Origin of the sequence: Bombella sp. ESL0380 (assembly GCF_009725805.1) — a bacterium.
GTDB lineage: Bacteria > Pseudomonadota > Alphaproteobacteria > Acetobacterales > Acetobacteraceae > Bombella > Bombella apis.
Genome location: NZ_WNIH01000008.1, coordinates 129,444 through 146,347, shown reverse-complemented (window position 1 = coordinate 146,347; position 16,904 = coordinate 129,444). Strand labels below are relative to the sequence as shown.

Here is a 16,904-nt window from a genome sequence, read left to right as displayed (position 1 = left end):
TTTTCTGGATGGGCCTTGCCGCAAGGGGCGGGCGTTCAGTGTGGGCTGCGTTCCAGGAAGGCCCGGATGCGCTGGGGAATTCCCTCCGGGGATTGGAAGCGGTCCCGCCGGTAATCCTGTGTTCCCTCCAGTTTTTTCTCGATCAGTCCGTCATGGAAATCGCCCATCATGCCGTTGATCGTGGCGAGATATTCTGAAAGCTGGTCCAGCGCTCTGGAGGGGCGGATCGTGCGCAGTGTGTCATTGAAGGCCACCCGGCGGCTGATGATCTTGCGCATGACATGGAATTCATGGCCGGTTGTGGCATCCAGCGTGCGTATCAGTTTTGCCAGTCTGGCATTTTCTTTCTTCTGGTAAGCGATGATGCCTGCCGTACTGTCTTCTTTCCAGAGGGCGATGGGGGCGGCGATCAGCCAGTAATAGACCGGTGAGAGCACGACCCAGAGGATGAGGCCGTTGATCAGCGTAGCCCGCCGCTGGTGATTTTTGAAGGCATCCTGCATGTTGCCCATGATGATGGTGACAACATGCAGCAGGAGCGGATAACGGTGCTGCCTGGTGAAATTGGCACAGGCAAAGCGCATGTGCTTGAATTTGGCCCGTGCGTATTTGAAGGCCAGCTGTTCGTCCTTGCTGGCTGTGCCAGAGAGGGCAATCTTCAGGATCAGGCGACGGAAGGCCTTGCGGTCCACGCCATGTTCGAGAAGCTGCCAGCAGAGATTGTAGCCATCCCGGATTTCAGTCTTCTCACAGGCGGGCAGGACATCCTCGGGCAGGGGGGTGTCAGGGTGGGGAACGTCATCAAGGAGAACATGCTCAAAGACGGTATCCAGCATCTTCTGAGGGAAAGCCGGTGTGCTGCGGCGGCTGGCAGAAGGGCGGAAAGGGAAAATGGGCATGGCTGGGCTGGCATCTCCTGGCAAGGTATCAGCTGCCGGGCGAGGCGGGCAGGCTGTCGGTCTGGCGGATCTCCCTTTCATGAGGGAGGATGATCCTGTTGCGGCGCAGATAGGTTATACCCATTATGGCGAACGTGGTCATGGTAGCAAAGAACATGCCCAGGGCATAGGCAAGCCCGGCGCCGTTCAGGCCGTAGTGATGGCCCATGTAGACAAGCAGCGGGACGTAAAGAATCACGGAAACGAGCTGGGCCAGCATGATGTAATGGGAGCGTCCCGCCGTGTAGAGCACGCCTTCCATTGGCAGCCCGGCGGTGAAGAAGACCAGAGCCGGAGACATCCACATCATCAGGGTTGCGGCATCGCCAAAGCGGTGACCGAACATGCTGATGACGGGTTTCCCCCCGATATAGACAACCAGCATGGCCAGCATGCCCAGTGCGCCGGAAAGGACGCTGGTCCGCAGGGCCAGCTTCCATGGGGCGGAGGTCCGTGGATCCATGAGAACGACTTCGGGGTAGTAGCTTTTCTCCAGCAGTTTTGCAGGCCGCTGGACAGCATCCAGAAACTCCATGGCGAGGGAATAGAGGCCGGCTGCCGATGTGCTGACGATCTTGCCGACCAGCAGTTTGCTGATCGGCTCCCAGACCGTTTCCAGCAGGGTGGTGATGTTGGCGGTCCAGACGAAGCCCCACATGCCCTTTGGCATCTGCCGGGCTGCCTTCAGGATGCTGGGGCGCAGCCCTTTCAGCAGGTCATGGCGTTTCAGTTCCAGCAGGGCTGTGGCCCAGAGATATATCTGGCCAGCCAGAAGAGCCAGGTACCAGGCGATGACGAAACCGGCCAGCTTCATGCCACTGCCCCATGCCAGCAGGCAGCAGACAGCCCGGACAGCTGGTGTGATGAGCTGCTGCCGGGAGACGAGGTCTATGCGGTCGAAAAGGCGGAGGATGCCGTAGGCGGCCGTGCTGCCCATGCCGGGGATCAGTGTGCAGTAGAGTAGGATCAGCAGGGTTGGCTTGTCATGGACACCCAGCACTTTGCCCAGACAGAGGAAGGCCACCATGCCGAACACCATGGAGAGAAGCCCCGCACAGATATCCAGCCCCATGGCCAGGCTGATGCTGGTCTGGACAGTCTTGCGCTCTCCCTTCTGCCAGGGAACAGCAGCATAATGCAGGACAATCTGCCAGCTCTGGAACTGGCCGATGGCGGCAATCGTCTCGATGTAGGAGGCTATCAGTGTCAGAACGCCGAAATCATGCGGGCGCAGTGTTCGCCCGGTCACGACCAGTGCGACGAGGCCCATGACAGCCCCGATGAGTTTGGTCGATCCCAGCTTTCCCGCATTTTTCAGAACAACGCGGAAAAGATCATCCTTGAACCACCCTTTCATTCTGCGGGCTCGTGGAAGGCAGGAAGTTCATTGATGGCGACAACCCGCCAATGCCCGGCAATATGTTCGATGATGCTCAGGGAAAGATTCTGGATGCAGAAGCGCAGGGCCGTTTCCACGGGGATGTCCAGACAGTGGGCAAGAGCCATGCGAATGGCGCCGCCATGGCTAAGAATGACCATGTCTTTTCCGGCATTCTGTCGGGCATGGCTTTCCAGCGCCAGGCCGATGCGCTGGCGGACATCCACCATGCTTTCACCCTCTGGTGGACGTTCATCTGCTGCGATGGACCAGAAAGGGGGAGCCGGTTTTCTGAGCAGGGATGGAAACGTGTCGTGGGGGGTACCGTTCCATTGCCCGATGGACTGTTCAATGAAGGCGGGGTCAATCCTCATGGGAGTGGAGAAATTGCCGGCTTTCTGAATGGTCAGGCCGGTGTCGCGGGCCCGCTGGAGGGGGGAGGAAAACCATGTCGCCTTGCGGGGCAGGCGCCGGGCCAAGGCCTCGTAGGCGGGCTTCTGGCTGCGGAGATGCTGGGGACAGAGGGGCACGTCCAGCGTGCCGTACATGGTCTGTCGTGCTGCTTCTTCCACGATGGCATGACGCACCAGCCAGAAACGTGTCACACCGGCGGGGAGGTCCGGTCCATCCAGAAAATGCTCCTGAGGGTCTGGCATGGCGGGCTGCGTCACAAAAAAACCTCTCGAATGGGTCAGACAGCTGTGTCGGTTTGCCGGGGGAGGGCTGACAGGCTGATCACAGATTCATGATAAGGCGCATAGCGGGGAAAGAAACAGCTCTCAAGGAGAAGTTTCATAATTTGTGAAAACTGTTGCGGTCCTGGATGCGGTTTTTCATTCCGTTCTGACGCCGGGACAGCTATCTGATAAGCATGGCCCCGTCAGGTGGGGAACAGGCCAGAAAGCCACGAAGGAGAGAGACGGACATGAAACTTTCAGCAGGGCCGGTCATGGCTCCGGGTTTCTGGGTCAGGCTGTTCCGCACGGTCTGGCCGAAGAGCGACAATGAAGTATTCGTGCTGGATGGCAAATGGGTGATCCTGTTTCATGTCGTCATTGTTGCCATCCTTATCGGCGTCCATCTGATTCTGATGAACCTCAAGGATTTCTGACAGGACGCAAGGCTTTCCGGGTCATGACGGTTCCAGCCAGCAGGTAGAGGCCGACACCGCCCAGACTGATCCAGAATGGCAGGGGAATGTCGCTGTACCAGGCGAGGAGCAGCCCGCCCCATGAGAGCAGAAGCGCCCCCAGAACGGAGCAGACCATGCCCCGGAAGGGGGAGAGCTCCAGCTTCAGGGCAGCGGCAGCAGGGCCGACCATCAGGCTGAAACAGAGCAGTGCTCCGGCGATTTCCGCACAGGCCGCCGCAGCGAGGGCGGCAAGCAGGAGGAAGAGCTGGCCCAGCCGGGTTGGCGAGAGGCCCTGTGCCTCTGCCAGGCTGGGGCAAAGGCTGCTGAAAAGCAGGGGGCGCCAGAGGATGGCCACTCCTCCAAGACAGACAGAGACCAGCCCTGCCAGCATGCCAAGGGTTGGGCCATCCAGCCCCAGAACATCGCCAAAAAGCAGGGTCGTTGTCTGGGAAGACGCTTCATTCGCTTCATGAAGACACCAGACACCAATCCCCAGGCTGGCGGCCAGAATGAGGCCGGTCATCGTGTCCCGCTGGGTGGGATGCTGTCTGCCCCGCTGTTCCTGCCCCATGAAGAGACCGCCCACCATGCTGGCGGCCATCATGCCTGCCAGTGGGGGGAGATGCAGCCACACGGCCGCTGCTGCTCCACTGAAGCCGATATGCGGCAGGGCATGGGCTGCAAAAGCCTGTCGCCGCAGCAGCATGAGCCAGCCCAGCGTGCCAGCCAGCAGCGAAACGAGAAAACAGCCCAGAAAGGCATGCTGCATGAAGGGGAAAGAAAAGGGATTGGTCTCAGACATGCAGCGCTCCCTTTGACAGAGTGATCTCTCTCATGGGCAGGTCAAGGCCAGTGGTCTGTAGCGGCCCATGAACCGTGATGAACAGACTGACCTTTTTCTGCTGGTGAAGCTGGCTGAAAAGCTGGAGCAACGCTTCATGGCTGGCACGATCCAGGGCGGCAAAGGGTTCGTCAAGAATGAGCAACCTCGGGGAGCCGGCAAGGGCCTGTGCAAGGGCAACACGCTGTCTTTCGCCGCCAGAAAGCGCTCCGAGCGGGCGTGAGGCCAGAGGCAGGGCCCCGACTTCAGCCAGAAGGGCCCTGGCTTTCCTGCGGGTTTTGCGAGGGGCAGGAAAGCCCCAGTGCGTGCCATCCAGACAGGCCATGACATGGCTGATGACTGGCAGCATGGGCGCCGTGTCGTCAGCCTTCTGCGGCATGTACCCACAATGGCGGCGGGCTCTGGCGGGTGGGTGGCCATTGATGAGAAGCTCTCCCCCCTGTAGGGGAAGCAGCCCCATGAGGGCTCGGAGAAAACAGGTTTTTCCGGCTCCATTCTGTCCACGCAGGATGGTCAGGCCCTCCAGGGGAACATCAAGAGTGGCATGATGCAGGACAGGATGGCCCCCTACCTGGAGGCTGACATCCCGGCAGGTAAGGCGGGCTTCCTTCATGGATGGGGGGGTAGCGGGGTGTTGCGGGGCGCTGTCTGGTACAGGGCCTGTTCGAGCGATGTGAGGATGCCGTTCAGCCAGTCCTGCCAGTGTTGCCCGGTGGGCAGGCTTTCCCCGATGGCAAGGACTGGAATGCCGGACTGACGGGCCATGTCCTCCATTCTGCTCGCCTGTGGGGCGCTGATGGCCGGATTGCTGACCAGAAAGCGGATGGTCTTCTCGTGCAGGGCTGTTTCCAGCATGGCGGTGTCACGGGGGGACAGACCGGATTCGTTCATCAGGGCACGGGCCCAGCTCTGGTCTGTCATGACCAGCCCAGCCGCCAGCAGGAGACGTTCCCCGGCTGGTTCGGTCATGGCGAAGGGGGCGCCATGGTCTCTCTGCTGGATGGCCTGCTGGCGGGTGGCGATCTGGTCGATCTGCTGTTCGAACAGGGCGAGGCGCCTGTCGATGTCCTGCTGGGCCTGGGGGCGAAGCCCGGCAAGCCAGACGGCGATCTGTCGGGCCGTATTCCGGACCGTGGGGAGATCAAAAAAGAGATGCGGGTCTTCTCCGGTCTGCCAGCCCCCCTGACTGGCAGCAAGGAAGAGCTTCACAGAGGCGGGAAGCAGCTTCATGGCCCAGTCATCATAGGTGGCTCCATTGAGCAGCACGGCATCACTGGCTGCCAGCTTGCGGGCCATGAGGGGTGAAGGCTGGAGATGGTGCGGGTCCAGCCCCTCGCTGGTGATGAGCGAGCGTGTCCGTAGCGCTGGGCCACCAATCTGCTGGGCGATATCGCACCAGACGGGTTCCACGCAGCTCAGCAGGGGGGCTGGCCGGTCCGGTCCCGTTTCCGTGCTGGCCCGGGAAGGAAGGGGCAGCAGGCCTGTCAGCAATGTCAGAAAAAGCGGCAGGCAGGGGAGAAAACGCACCGTGAACATGGAAGCCTTTCAGGGCCATCAGCAGACGTGGATGTTATATAATAACATTTCGTTTGTCTGAAAAGGCACGGTCCTCCCCTCCCCTTCTCTCATTTGTGCCCGAACAGATGGCGGAGATCGTCACTGAGATGCTGGAAGGCATCCTCGTTGCTGCGCCGCCGCCTGTTCCCTTTCTCGGAAATGGCTGTAACGGTGACGGTCATGCCGGCAGCGAGGTTGAGGTCCGGCGGGATGGAATCCAGGCTGATGCGGACGGGAATACGCTGGGCCAGCCGCACCCATGTATAAACAGGGTCCACGGTGGGCAGGCCGAGGGCATTGGTCAGGGCGTTCCTGCTTGCAATGCCACGGGTGATGCTGTGGACATGCCCATAAAGCGGGGTGTGATAGCCCATCAGATCCATGCGGACAGGGTCTCCCACGCTGAGGTCATGGACCTTCACTTCCTCGAAATACCCATCCACCCAGAATGAATTCGTGTCGATGACATGAATGTTCACCTGCCCGGCGGAGGCATAGTCCCCCGGCCTCATGGTCAGGTTTGTGATGATGCCGTCTATGGAGCTGCGGACGGTCGTGCGGTCCAGATTGATCTGGGCCTGTCTGCGCTGGGCAAGGGCTGTGCTGTAGATGGCCCGGGCCTGCTGTGCCAGAGCCTCATACTGCGTCTTTTCTTCCTGCGAGACGGCCGCTCCCGGGATGGCATGGCGCCACCGGGCCTGATTCAGGCGGAACTCCAGGTCTGCCTTGGCCTTGTTCACATCGGCATCGGCTTTTTCGAGGGCGACCTGATAGTCGAACGGGTCGATGACATACAGCACGTCTCCAGCATGGACCTGCTGGTTGTCATGGACAGGAACGGTGATGATCTGCCCGGAGACACGGGGAGCAATATTGGCCACCTGTACACGCACCTGCCCGTTACGGGTCCACGGGGCGGCGGTGTAATAGTCCCAGAGGACAACAGCCACGAACCCGGCCACGCAGAGGATGGAAGCTGTGACAGCAAAACGGATGAGGCGGTAGGCACGGGTAAACACTGGCAGCCTTATAGCAGGATGGTGAACAGGCCGAGCAGGCAGATCATGATGGCAAACTGTGCCAGAGGCGGGTTGGCGAAGAAACGCCAGAGCCTCATCCACTGGAGCATGAGGCGGAGCAGGAAGGTCCCCAGCAGGGCCAGGGCCAGGTCGATGATGAAGGAGGACACGAACAGCCCATCCAGATTGATGACAAGGTGGCGTGTTACCATCGCCTGCGCCCTATTCCGTAATGGCGGAGCGCGGATCCGTTCTGCTGGAGGAGGAAGCGGACTTCCTCCAGCCCTGCAGCACATAGAACCGCTGCAACATGGGCAGGCCCGCTGGAGGCTGGCGCCCGGGAGAGCATCTTCTCTGCCATGAGGGGCAGATGGTCTGCCAGTGAAAAGAGCTTCATGCGGGTCAGGCTCCTCTGCATGGTGTCCGCCAGTGGTGCCAGTTCCGTGTACTGGCGGGCCGTCTTGAGGTCCAGCTCCAGCCGGGCCAGGGCTGTGGTGAGGTCTGCCAGACTGATGAAACGCTGGCAGACCCTCCAGGCTGCCTTGCCTTTCTTCTCCTGGCTGATGGTCTGGCTCAGCATGTAGAGCTGGTGGAGCCGGTCATATTTGCGGCTCAGCAGGGCTGGTGTGAAGGATGGTGACCGGGCGGCAAACTGGCGTTCCAGCTCCCTGGCGATGGAGAGAGTGATGCGGAAGCGGGTCCGCCGTGGCCGTGGCGGCAGGAACAGGATGAGGAAGAAGGCGGTGATGCCAGCCGCACAGAGATAGAAGGTGTTGCGGTCCACAAAGGCAAGAAGGTTGTAGTCATGGTGATTGTTCAGCCCCAGAAAGACGAAGAAAAAGGCGCCGTAATGTGAGCCTGCGGCCGCCGTTGCGGGATTGATGATGAGCAGGCAGCTGAACATGACCTGGAAGAGCATGACAATGGCCATGCCCATCATGGTGTTGACATGCGGCAGGATGAAGAACGAGGTCAGCCCCGCCGTCAGGATGCCCAGCGGTGTTCCGATCAGGATACCCCGGCCGAAAGCGGCACTGTTGGGCTGGGTGATGCCCAGGCAGAGCAGCATGGCGCATTGAGAGAGTGCCGTGGCGGCATTGGGCAGGCCGCTGCCGATGAAGAGGGCCGCTGCCGCACTGAAACAGAGCAGCACCCTGATGGCATTGACGAGAGCTGCGATCCTGTCCGGGTGGAAGGCGAACCGGCTCATGGTTTTTACCTGGCCCAGTGGGGCTGCCTTCAGCAGCGTGTTGAGACCTTTGCGGCTGATGTGGCGGCTGGCAATCAGGCTGGCCGTGCGTTCCAGACGCCAGGCATCGGCCAGGGTCAGCCGGGGGGCCTCTGGCGGCAGGCGGCCGAGCAAGTCTGCCAGGATGGTTTCTCTGTCCGTGCCAGAAGGGGCGTGTATGTCGAAGCGTGTCAGGGCCAGCACGGCGGGGGCGATGGTGGCCTGGCGCATGAGAGCCAGCAGGCTGCGGCAGCAGGACAGGGCCGTCACCATGCCAATGAGACAGACCTGTGCCCCTTTTGCGCGCAGCCGACCTCGGGTCAGTTCCGTGCGTGTATCATGCACCTGGTGGGTCAGGGCAAAGACCGTGCTGGAAAGCGCTATGGTTTCCAGTGGGGAAAGGGTTGGCACGGTGTCATCAAGGGCGAGACGGGTTTCATGGCGTACTTCGGCTGCCGTTTTCTGCAGACTGCGCACGAGTCTTTGCCAGACATGCGGTGTACCGGAAAGCAGGGCGACCGTGGCAATGGCGGCAACGCCGATCATCACGGTGGAGACACGGGCCACCGTGACATCAAAGGCATTCTGGGGGGCATCAATGTGGGAAATGGCGATCAGGGCCACGACATAGCCTGAAAGGACGGCCCCATAGGCCCGGAATCCTCGGCGCAACGTGCCAGCATAGGCGCATATGGCCATCCAGACAGCACAACCACCCAGCAGAAGCTGGCGTTCCTGCCCGAACATGGAGACAAGGCAGAGGGCCACGACACCACCAACCAGAGTGCCGACCACCCGGTAGAAGGCTTTGCTCAGGGCCTGCCCCCGCAGGGGTTGTGCCAGCAGCATGACGGTCACGGCAGCACTGGCGGGAGAATCAATCTGCGCCCAGAAGGCAACCAGCAGGGCCAGCACGAGCGCTGCCCAGATGCGCAGGGTGAAGCTCCACCAGCCCGGTGGAAAGATGCTGCCTGCGGCCACCCGGAGACGGGACATCATGGCAAGGGGTGCCTGCATCAGGAAAAACGCACGACCGGGCATGAAACAGCAGAGCAGCCAAGGCCGGGACAGGCACTGTCATCAGGCAGGTAAGCCGGCTGATGTTTCACATGGAACAATTTGTAAGAGGATATCTGGTGGAGCCAATCGGGATCGAACCGACGACCTCTTGAATGCCATTCAAGCGCTCTCCCAACTGAGCTATGGCCCCACTTTTGCGGTGTGTCGATGACGCACCGTGTGGGGAGCATATATCCCCACATGGGAGGAAAAGGCAAGGGGGAAGATGCAATTTTTTCCATAAATTATTGCACGGGCTTCCTGCTGCCTGTCAGCCAGGCAGGATACCATGCTGTCGCAGGGCAGCCAGCAGCGGGATGAGCGGCAGCCCGGCAATGGCATCACTGCTCCCGGTTACAGTGTCAAAAAGCTGGATGCCCAGCCCTTCGATCCGGTAGCACCCTACGCAGGAGAGCAGAACGTTCCCTTCCTTCTGGAGATAATCGTCCAGAAACACCTCCGAAAAGGAGCGCATGGTCAGGGTCGGGCTGCTGATGTGGGACCAGAGGGGCTGACCGTCCCTCCAGAGGGTCACGGCGGCATGGAGGGCATGGGTCCGGCCCCGCAGGGCCAGAAGATGGGTGCGGGCCTCGGTCAGGTCAGCCGGTTTGGCGAAGGCCCGGCCTTCCAGCTCCAGAATCTGGTCCGCAGCGATGATGAACCGTCCGGGGTGCTGGCCGGAGGCTGCTTCTGCCTTGGCCTGGGCCAGGGCAAGGGCCGTGTCCCGCAGGGAGAGACCTTGCGCTTCGGCCTGCCGACGCAGGGCGTCTTCATCCACATCAACCGGGCTGGCCGTGACAGGGACTCCGGCGGCATGAAGAAGCTGAAGCCGGATGGCAGAACCGCTGGCAAGAACAGGCATGGGGACCCTCCGTGTAAATGATCGGGCAGCCGCTATCATATCATGCCATCGCATGACAGAGCTTCATTCCACAGTTGACGCCTTCCGCCCCAGCGGGGCAAGGATAGCCGTATGGATGCCATCATGGCTATGGCCGTGGGGGGGGTATCTTCCCTCCCCTTTTTTCGGGATGTTGGACAAGGCGCAGGCATGACACAGCAGGACAGAGCAGTTCCTTCAGGGATGGACAAACAGGGCAAGCCGCTTCTGCGGGCCTTGCGGGGCGAGGCCGTCTGGCCGCCGCCTGTCTGGCTGATGCGACAGGCAGGGCGTTACCTGCCGGAGTTCCGGGCCATGCGGGAGCAGGCGGACTTCATCACACGCTGCATGACGCCCGATATCGCTGTGGAGCTGACCCTGCAACCCATCCGTCGCTATGGCATGGATGGAGCGATCCTGTTTTCGGACATCCTCATCCTCCCCTGGGCCATGGGGCAGGACCTGCGCTTTGAGGAAGGGCGTGGCCCGGTGATGACGCCCATCCGCAGCGAGTCTGACCTTGCCCGGCTGGATGAAGGCCGGATGATGGAAGCGGTGGCCCCCGTGCGGGAGGCCCTGCGCCGCCTGCGTGTGGAACTGCCGGAGGAGACGACCCTGCTCGGCTTTGCGGGCAGCCCCTTCACGGTGGCCTGCTACATGGTCGAAGGAGGCAGCTCCCGTGATTTCGCCCATATCCGGGCGATGATGCAGAAGAACCCGGCCCTGTTCGACAGGCTGATGGAGAGTCTGACCCGCAATACGGCAGAGATGCTGTGCGGCCAGATCGAGGCCGGAGCGGAAGCAGTCATGCTGTTCGATTCCTGGGGGGGTATCCTGCCGCCGGAGGCTTTCCGCCGTCATGTGATCGAGCCGACACGGCAGATCGTCGCCCATATCCGTGCCCGCCATCCTGACGTGCCGCTGATCGGCTTCCCTCGGCTGGGTGGTGTCATGGTGGCGGAATATGCCGGGAAGACCGGCATCAATGCCCTGGCCCTCGATACGGTGGCGGACATGGCCAAGGTGGCTGAAATGGTGCCCGAGACAGTGACCCTCCAGGGCAATCTCGACCCGATGATCCTGCTGAATGGTGGCGAGGCCCTGAAGGCAGAAGCCCGCCGCATCCGGGACAGCCTCAGGGGGCGGCCACATGTGTTCAATCTGGGACATGGTGTCATCAAGACCACGCCGCCGGAACATGTGGCCACGCTGGTTGAGACGATCAGGGACATCCAGTCATGAAAAACGCATTACGGCCAGGGCTGAAGCTGGTCATTTTTGATTGTGATGGCGTGCTGATTGACAGTGAAGGGCCATCCTGCCGGGCGACGGCGGGGTTTGCCCGCTCGCTGGGCCTGAACATTTCCGATGAGGAAGGGCTGGCCCGCTTTGCGGGCAAGGCCCTGCCGCAGGTAGTGAAGGAGCTGGAGGCGGAGCTGGGCCATCCCCTGCCCCCGGGCACCCACACGAAAATGCGGGACAATCTTGTCAGGCTCATGAAGGAAGGTACGGAACCCGTGGCTGGGGCCGTTCCCCTGCTGGAGGCTCTGGCGGCACGGCATGTTCCTGTCCGTGTCGGCTCCAACTCATCCATGGCGGAGATGGAGGCAAAATTCGGTTTTACCGGGATGGATCGCCTCCTGCCGGAGGCCCGCATCCATTCGGCTGCCGATATGGGGCATCCCAAACCGGACCCGGCCGTCTATCTGCATGGGGCCGAGGTGGAAGGTGTCCGGCCGGAGGAAACGGTGGTGATCGAGGACAGTGACACGGGGGCGGAAGCAGCCCGCCGGGCCGGCATGTCCTGCATCCTGCTGCGTCCGGCATCCCATCCCCTGCCGGGCTTCTGGCCTGTGGAGGGATTCGTGCGGGTGGAGCATCTCGATGAGGTCATGCCCCTTCTTGAGGCGGCTCTGGCCCGGAAATGACATGACAGCCGGAGAGGCTGTCTGATGTGCGGGAAGACCGCCCCATGATGGAGGCGGGAAGAACGGAAGGTAACGGGATTATGGCACTGTTTCTGCTGAAGCATCTGAACTGGTTTGTCTCACTGCACATCATGGCTTTCGTGTCATGGATGGCAGGACTGTTCTATCTGCCTCGGCTGTTCGTCTATCATACGCAGATAAAAGCAGGCTCTGAGGAAAGTACCCGTTTCAGCCTGATGGAGCGTCGCCTTCAGAAGCAGATCATGGCACCGGCCATGATTGTGACCTTTTTTACCGGTGCTCTGATGGCCTCTCTCCCGGGGGTGGTGAGCTGGTCCTCCGGCTGGTGGTGGGTCAAGGTTTTCTGCCTGTTGGGCATGTTCATGTTCCACGGGGCCTGCTCTGTCTGGCGCCGTGATTTTGCTGCCGGGCGTAACCGGCATGGTGAGCGTTTCTATCGCATTGCCAATGAGATTCCGACCATCCTGATGGTCCTCATCGTCATCATGATCGTGGTGCGCCCATAAAGGGAGGGGGATTCCCCTCCCTCAGGCTTCAGTGGGAATGAGGGCAGAAGCCGTATCTGTTCTCTTCCGGCTGGCTCTTCAGGCAGAAGACAGTGCAAAGCGGCAGGAGACCCACGATGGTCACGGGCAGGAAACGTCTCCTGCCCGATCAGTGCTGATGCGCCCGTTTCTTTCTGGCCTCACGCCGTTTCTCATCGGCAAGGGCTTTCCTGATGAGGGCATGTTCGTGGTGGCGGAGAAAAAGGAACGACCCGCCCAGCACTGCCAGCATGACAACGGCAAGCCCGATGCCGAGAGGCCCCGTAAAGCTGTCGATCTGGCTGCCCAGTTCGTAGGGAACGAGAACATAGCATGTTCCCCAGAGCAGCCCGCCAAGGGCATTGTAAATTGAGAAGGGCAGCCAGGGCATCCGGGAGGCCCCGGCGAGGAGGGCGATGAGAATGCGCAGGAAAGCGATGAAACGGCCCAGCAGCACGCCTGCTCCGCCAAACCGGCGGAAGAGATAGCGGCCAAGGGTGAGGCGGTCCTTGTGCAGGCCGATTTTGCGCCCGTGTTTTTCCAGCAGATGATAACCGAGCTGATGGCCGATGAGGTATCCGACATTGTCCCCGATGATGGCCCCGCTGACAGCGGCGATGATCAGCCCCTCCGGTGTGAAGTGGTGCGTGTGGGAGGCATAGAGGGAGGCGAAGATGAGCAGGCTCTCGGCTGGCAGGGGAATCCCCGTGCTTTCCAGCAGAATGATAAACCCTAGTGTCAGATAGGCATAAAGCGGGGGGAGATGCTCAAGAAAGGCGGAGAGATGCTGTATCAGGGGATGGGCTTCCTCTAGAAAGGGGGCACTGCGCCGCACCAAGTCCAGTCAGAAGAAACCCGGTCCAGCAACGGCCTGCCAGTGCTTTCTCCTGTCAGAATACTGGGGTAGGCAGAAATAAGGCAAGAACGTTTTTTGCAGGAGAGACATCATGACAGCAGCCCCTTCCCTGCCCTGGGTCACGCCGGAGCTGATGACACGCCGGACACGCAGCCTGTCGGAGATCAGGGCCGTGGCGGGATGGGTGCTCTGGCTGGAGCGGCGGCCGGATGAACAGGGCCGGAGTGTCGTGGTCGGGCGTGCGCCGGATGGCACCCTGCACGATCTCACCCCACCAGAGGCCCAGGTGGGTACGGACATGCATGTCTATGGTGGTGGGGCCTGGGCTGCGGAACGTCATGGGTCGGACATGGTCGTGCTGTTCAGCGACAGCAGGCAGGGTGGCCTCTGGCGGAGCCGCAACGGTCAGGCCGCCCAACCGCTCTGCCCGGCTGCCGGTGATGATGGCGTGACATGCCGTTATGCGGACCTGTCCCTTCAGGACGGACGGCTCGTCTGCGTGCGGGAAGTGGAAACGCCCTCCGGGGAGGAAAAGGCCGACCTTGTGGAGGTTGATGCACAGGGGCGGCTCCATTCCCTCCAGAGTGGGGCGGATTTTTACATGTCGCCCCGGCTTTCACCTGATGGGCGGTTTCTGGCCTTCATCGCATGGCAGAATCCGCATATGCCGTGGACGGAAACGGGCCTGTATGTGACGGACCTGTCCGGTGCGGGCGGGACGGTCTGCCTGACTGGTGGAACGGGGCAGGACTGTAGCGTCATGGGGCCGTTCTGGGATGGGCGGCGGCTTCATGCGCTGTCCGATGCCGCTCCGGCTGGTGCCTCGCCTGAGTCTGACCGGCACTGGACGCCGGTTGCTTTTGAGCCGGAAGACATCACCGGGGGCGGCACGGCATGGCGGGCCTGTCCCCTGCCCCCGGCTCCGGCCGAGGTGGGGCTGCCTGCCTGGGTGTTCGGGCAGTCCTGCTGTGCGGCCCTGCCGGGGGGGCGGCTGCTGGCCCGTGGTGTGCGGCAGGGCGTGCCGGTAACCCTGCTGCATGAACCGGCTTCAGGCTGGCGGGACGTGCTGGCAGGGGCCGTGCCGGATGATGTTCCCGTGCCGCTGGAGGGAGGCTCACGCTTTGCATGGCTGAACAGCCCGCCGGATGGTCCCCCTGCCCTGATGCTCGGCACGCTGGACGGAGCTGCGGAAGACCGGGAGGTCATCCGCAGGGCCTGGGAGATGCCGCCTCATGTGGTCGCGGCGGACATCGCCCTGCCGGAGACGCTGTCCTTTCCCGTGGAGAACGGGCCGGGGCCGCTCCATGCCCAGTTCTACCCTCCCGCCCGGGGGCCGCACTGTGAAAAGGTGGCGGGAAAGCCCCCTCTTGTGGTGATCGTTCATGGAGGGCCGACCGGGCAGGCCCGGACGGACCTGTCCTTCAAGGTCCAGTGGTGGACATCCCGGGGCTTTGCGGTGCTGGATGTCAATTATCGTGGGTCCACCGGTTTTGGCCGGGCCTATCGAGCGGCACTGGATGGCCAGTGGGGCGTGCTGGACGTGCAGGACTGCTGCCGGGCCGTTCAGGGGGTGATCGAGCAGGGGCTGGTGGACCCGCAACGCTGTGTCATCCGGGGCAGCAGTGCCGGGGGGCTGACGGTCCTTTCCGCTCTGGCCCGGTCCGACCTGTTCGTGGCGGGCACATCGCTCTATGGCGTGACGGACCTTCGGGCACTGGCCGAGGAGACGCACCGTTTCGAGGCCCGGTATCTGGATGGTCTCGTGGCGCCGTGGCCGGAGGAGGAGGCCGTGTATCTGGCCCGGTCTCCCCTGTCATGGCCGGAGAAGATCACGGCTCCCGTCCTGTTCCTTCATGGGGATGCAGACCGTGTCGTGCCGCTGTCTCAGGGGCAGGCTTTGCAGAAGCAGCTTCCGGCCTCGTCGCTGCATGTCTATCCGGGTGAAGGGCACGGCTTCCGGGATGCCGGGGTGATTGCGGATTCCCTTGCCCGGGAGCTGGCTTTCTACCGGGACGTGTTCGCTGGCAGGAGAGGCTAGCGCCTTTTCCCCTTCCGCTGGGGCAGCGTCTGGCCGAGGCGGTGGATGACGGTGAGGGCAGCGACAAGGGCCAGTGAGCCGATAAGCGTGACGCCCAGGGCCTGACCGATCATCACCCCTTTGGGCCCGTAATGGATGCCGATGGCTATGAAGGGAATGGTCCCCACTGTGGCCCTGCTCCAGTTGAAAGCTGTGGAGTAGAGGGGGTGCCCCAGATTGTTGAAAGCCGTGTTGGAGACGAAGAGCAGCCCGACAAACATGTAGCTGGCCACGGCCCAGTGGCAGAAGAGCCGTACCAGCTCCACCCCCGTGCCCTGGACATGGAATATCTGGAGGATCAGCGGCTCGCCAAGGGCAAAGACCAGCCAGTCCAGCCCGACACAGAGGGCCGTGAGCTTGAGGGCGCAGAGAAAGGTCTCTTTCACCCGGTCCGGCTGCCGTGCTCCCAGATTCTGGGCCATGATGGGGCCGACGGAGCCTGTCAGGGCAAAGACGAAGGCAAAGGCGACCGGCACCATGCGGTCCACCACGGCCTGCCCGGAGACGGCCTCCAGCCCGAAACGGGACATGGCGTGCGTGACGATGAGATTTCCGATAGGGGTGGCCATGTTGGTGCCGATGGCGGGCAGGGCAATGGCCCCTATGGCCCGGCTGGCATTGGGGATCGTCCTCAGGCGGGGACGCTCCAGCATGTCATGCCCCCGGAGATTGAGGAACCCGCTGAGAGAGATGACACAGCGGGACAGGACCGTGCTGATGGCCGCCCCTTCCAGCCCCAGATGCAGGCCAAAGATCAGGATGGGGTCCACGATGACCGTGCAGGCGGCCCCTGTCAGGGTGACCCGCATGGCACTTCTGGCATCCCCCACGGCCCGCAGCAGGGAGGAGAGAGCCATGCCGAGGCAGACCAGCGGCAGGGCGGGGGAGGTGATGTAGAGAAAATGCGTGGCGTGTTCCAGCGCTGCACCATGGGCGCCGAGCAGGGCCAGCAGGGGGCGGGCCAGAAAGGCCGTGATCAATCCCAGCGTGCTGGTGACAGCGAGCATGAGTACCAGAAAGGCGGAAGCCTGCCGTCTGGCCCGGAAATGGCGGCAGGCCCCGATAAGCCGGCCGGTGCTGGCTCCCAGCCCGATGGACATGCCCAGAGAGACGGCCACCTGCACGAACCCCAGAGAGGTGGCGAAGGCGATGGCTGCTGTCAGCGTCGGGTCATGCAGGTGTGAGATGTAGAAGAAATTGAGCAGGTCCACGAAAAAGACGGCCATCAGCCCGATGGCGCCTGTCCCGGCCATGGTGACGACATGGCGCATGATGCTGCCATGTACGAATCTGGCCCGTCTGGCTCTCTGCCGGGCGCAGGGGGACTCCTTGCCCCCGGCAGGAGTGACGGGGGAAGAAACCGGGGTGAGGGTAGGATCAGGCTTCGGCTGCATGGCTCTTCATTCTGCCCTGTTTGCCGGGGCAGGGCCAGTGCAGAATGAAAGGAAAGCAGCGTGTCTGCCATG

17 protein-coding genes and 1 tRNA gene are annotated in these 16,904 nt (G+C 62.1%); 5 read left to right on the top strand and 13 right to left on the bottom strand.

Annotation, left to right across the window (positions count from 1 at the left end):
- Positions 1-35 precede the first annotated feature (35 nt).
- Genes GM608_RS08485 through GM608_RS08475 form a run of 3 tightly spaced genes read right to left on the bottom strand, consistent with a single transcriptional unit; the run spans position 36 to position 2,987 of the window.
- The gene (locus GM608_RS08485) at positions 36-980 is read right to left on the bottom strand and encodes a hypothetical protein (protein ID WP_143539955.1); all 945 of its coding nucleotides are present in this window, start codon (positions 978-980) and stop codon (positions 36-38) included.
- Positions 928-2,295 carry a lipopolysaccharide biosynthesis protein gene (locus tag GM608_RS08480; RefSeq protein ID WP_052348979.1) on the bottom strand — a complete coding sequence of 456 codons (1,368 nt, stop codon included), beginning with the start codon at positions 2,293-2,295 and terminating at the stop codon, positions 928-930. The genes GM608_RS08485 and GM608_RS08480 overlap by 53 nt, the downstream gene beginning before the upstream one ends.
- Complete coding sequence (locus GM608_RS08475) at positions 2,292-2,987, bottom strand: histidine phosphatase family protein (RefSeq protein ID WP_333645380.1); 696 nt, start codon at positions 2,985-2,987, stop codon at positions 2,292-2,294. The genes GM608_RS08480 and GM608_RS08475 overlap by 4 nt, the downstream gene beginning before the upstream one ends.
- A gap of 254 nt (positions 2,988-3,241) precedes the next feature.
- Between GM608_RS08475 and GM608_RS08470 the strand changes: the two genes are divergently transcribed.
- Positions 3,242-3,427: a hypothetical protein gene (locus tag GM608_RS08470; protein WP_043559129.1), complete on the top strand. Its 186-nt coding sequence runs from the start codon at positions 3,242-3,244 to the stop codon at positions 3,425-3,427.
- Here the strand turns inward: GM608_RS08470 and GM608_RS08465 are convergent.
- The 8 genes from GM608_RS08465 to GM608_RS08430 all read right to left on the bottom strand — a co-directional run bounded on the left by GM608_RS08465 (position 3,414) and on the right by GM608_RS08430 (position 10,014).
- Entirely contained in the window at positions 3,414-4,250 is an 837-nt protein-coding gene (locus GM608_RS08465; protein ID WP_081562437.1) for a metal ABC transporter permease, read from the bottom strand. The genes GM608_RS08470 and GM608_RS08465 overlap by 14 nt on opposite strands.
- Positions 4,243-4,902: a metal ABC transporter ATP-binding protein gene (locus tag GM608_RS08460; protein ID WP_086431606.1), complete on the bottom strand. Its 660-nt coding sequence runs from the start codon at positions 4,900-4,902 to the stop codon at positions 4,243-4,245. Before GM608_RS08460 ends, GM608_RS08465 begins: the two co-directional genes overlap by 8 nt.
- Entirely contained in the window at positions 4,899-5,825 is a 927-nt protein-coding gene (locus GM608_RS08455) for a metal ABC transporter solute-binding protein, Zn/Mn family (protein ID WP_249109760.1), read from the bottom strand. Before GM608_RS08455 ends, GM608_RS08460 begins: the two co-directional genes overlap by 4 nt.
- An 89-nt stretch (positions 5,826-5,914) precedes the next feature.
- Complete coding sequence (locus GM608_RS08450) at positions 5,915-6,865, bottom strand: HlyD family secretion protein (protein WP_043559122.1); 951 nt, start codon at positions 6,863-6,865, stop codon at positions 5,915-5,917.
- An 8-nt stretch (positions 6,866-6,873) separates the two neighbouring features.
- The gene (locus tag GM608_RS08445; RefSeq protein WP_043559119.1) at positions 6,874-7,077 is read right to left on the bottom strand and encodes a DUF1656 domain-containing protein; all 204 of its coding nucleotides are present in this window, start codon (positions 7,075-7,077) and stop codon (positions 6,874-6,876) included.
- Positions 7,071-9,092: an FUSC family protein gene (locus GM608_RS08440; protein WP_198027174.1), complete on the bottom strand. Its 2,022-nt coding sequence runs from the start codon at positions 9,090-9,092 to the stop codon at positions 7,071-7,073. Before GM608_RS08440 ends, GM608_RS08445 begins: the two co-directional genes overlap by 7 nt.
- Positions 9,093-9,227: 135 nt before the next feature.
- Positions 9,228-9,303 (bottom strand) — tRNA-Ala (locus GM608_RS08435).
- A 120-nt stretch (positions 9,304-9,423) separates the two neighbouring features.
- Positions 9,424-10,014, bottom strand: coding sequence for a nucleoside triphosphate pyrophosphatase (locus tag GM608_RS08430; protein WP_043559116.1), 591 nt, complete (start codon positions 10,012-10,014; stop codon positions 9,424-9,426).
- A 222-nt stretch (positions 10,015-10,236) separates the two neighbouring features.
- Between GM608_RS08430 and hemE the strand changes: the two genes are divergently transcribed.
- The 3 genes from hemE (at position 10,237) to hemJ (ending at position 12,487) form a co-directional block, all read left to right on the top strand.
- A complete protein-coding gene (gene hemE, locus GM608_RS08425) occupies positions 10,237-11,274 on the top strand; it encodes a uroporphyrinogen decarboxylase (protein ID WP_043559114.1) in 1,038 nt (345 codons plus the stop codon).
- Positions 11,271-11,960 (top strand): HAD family phosphatase, encoded by a 690-nt coding sequence (locus tag GM608_RS08420; RefSeq protein WP_081562433.1) that lies wholly within the window; start codon positions 11,271-11,273, stop codon positions 11,958-11,960. The genes hemE and GM608_RS08420 overlap by 4 nt, the downstream gene beginning before the upstream one ends.
- 80 nt (positions 11,961-12,040) lie before the next feature.
- Entirely contained in the window at positions 12,041-12,487 is a 447-nt protein-coding gene (gene hemJ, locus GM608_RS08415; protein WP_043559109.1) for a protoporphyrinogen oxidase HemJ, read from the top strand.
- Between the two features lie 148 nt (positions 12,488-12,635).
- On the opposite strand, the gene GM608_RS08410 is transcribed toward hemJ, so the two are convergent.
- Positions 12,636-13,340, bottom strand: coding sequence for a DedA family protein (locus GM608_RS08410; protein ID WP_227449746.1), 705 nt, complete (start codon positions 13,338-13,340; stop codon positions 12,636-12,638).
- 112 nt (positions 13,341-13,452) lie between these two features.
- Here GM608_RS08410 and GM608_RS08405 point away from each other — a divergent pair, with 112 nt between their 5' ends.
- Positions 13,453-15,399, top strand: a complete 1,947-nt coding sequence (locus tag GM608_RS08405) for a prolyl oligopeptidase family serine peptidase (RefSeq protein ID WP_333645379.1) — start codon at positions 13,453-13,455, stop codon at positions 15,397-15,399.
- Here the strand turns inward: GM608_RS08405 and GM608_RS08400 are convergent.
- Positions 15,396-16,832, bottom strand: a complete 1,437-nt coding sequence (locus GM608_RS08400) for an MATE family efflux transporter (protein ID WP_333645378.1) — start codon at positions 16,830-16,832, stop codon at positions 15,396-15,398. The genes GM608_RS08405 and GM608_RS08400 overlap by 4 nt on opposite strands.
- Positions 16,833-16,904: the final 72 nt, after the last annotated feature.

Coding starts and splice junctions, on each gene's coding strand:
- GM608_RS08485 (WP_143539955.1), bottom strand. CDS start 980: ATGAAAGGGAGATCCGCCAGACCGACAGCCTGCCCGCCTCGCCCGGCA.
- GM608_RS08480 (WP_052348979.1), bottom strand. CDS start 2,295: ATGAAAGGGTGGTTCAAGGATGATCTTTTCCGCGTTGTTCTGAAAAAT.
- GM608_RS08470 (WP_043559129.1), top strand. CDS start 3,242: ATGAAACTTTCAGCAGGGCCGGTCATGGCTCCGGGTTTCTGGGTCAGG.
- GM608_RS08465 (WP_081562437.1), bottom strand. CDS start 4,250: ATGTCTGAGACCAATCCCTTTTCTTTCCCCTTCATGCAGCATGCCTTT.
- GM608_RS08460 (WP_086431606.1), bottom strand. CDS start 4,902: ATGAAGGAAGCCCGCCTTACCTGCCGGGATGTCAGCCTCCAGGTAGGG.
- GM608_RS08455 (WP_249109760.1), bottom strand. CDS start 5,825: ATGTTCACGGTGCGTTTTCTCCCCTGCCTGCCGCTTTTTCTGACATTG.
- GM608_RS08445 (WP_043559119.1), bottom strand. CDS start 7,077: ATGGTAACACGCCACCTTGTCATCAATCTGGATGGGCTGTTCGTGTCC.
- GM608_RS08440 (WP_198027174.1), bottom strand. CDS start 9,092: ATGATGTCCCGTCTCCGGGTGGCCGCAGGCAGCATCTTTCCACCGGGC.
- GM608_RS08430 (WP_043559116.1), bottom strand. CDS start 10,014: ATGCCTGTTCTTGCCAGCGGTTCTGCCATCCGGCTTCAGCTTCTTCAT.
- hemE (WP_043559114.1), top strand. CDS start 10,237: ATGGACAAACAGGGCAAGCCGCTTCTGCGGGCCTTGCGGGGCGAGGCC.
- GM608_RS08420 (WP_081562433.1), top strand. CDS start 11,271: ATGAAAAACGCATTACGGCCAGGGCTGAAGCTGGTCATTTTTGATTGT.
- hemJ (WP_043559109.1), top strand. CDS start 12,041: ATGGCACTGTTTCTGCTGAAGCATCTGAACTGGTTTGTCTCACTGCAC.
- GM608_RS08405 (WP_333645379.1), top strand. CDS start 13,453: ATGACAGCAGCCCCTTCCCTGCCCTGGGTCACGCCGGAGCTGATGACA.
- GM608_RS08400 (WP_333645378.1), bottom strand. CDS start 16,832: ATGCAGCCGAAGCCTGATCCTACCCTCACCCCGGTTTCTTCCCCCGTC.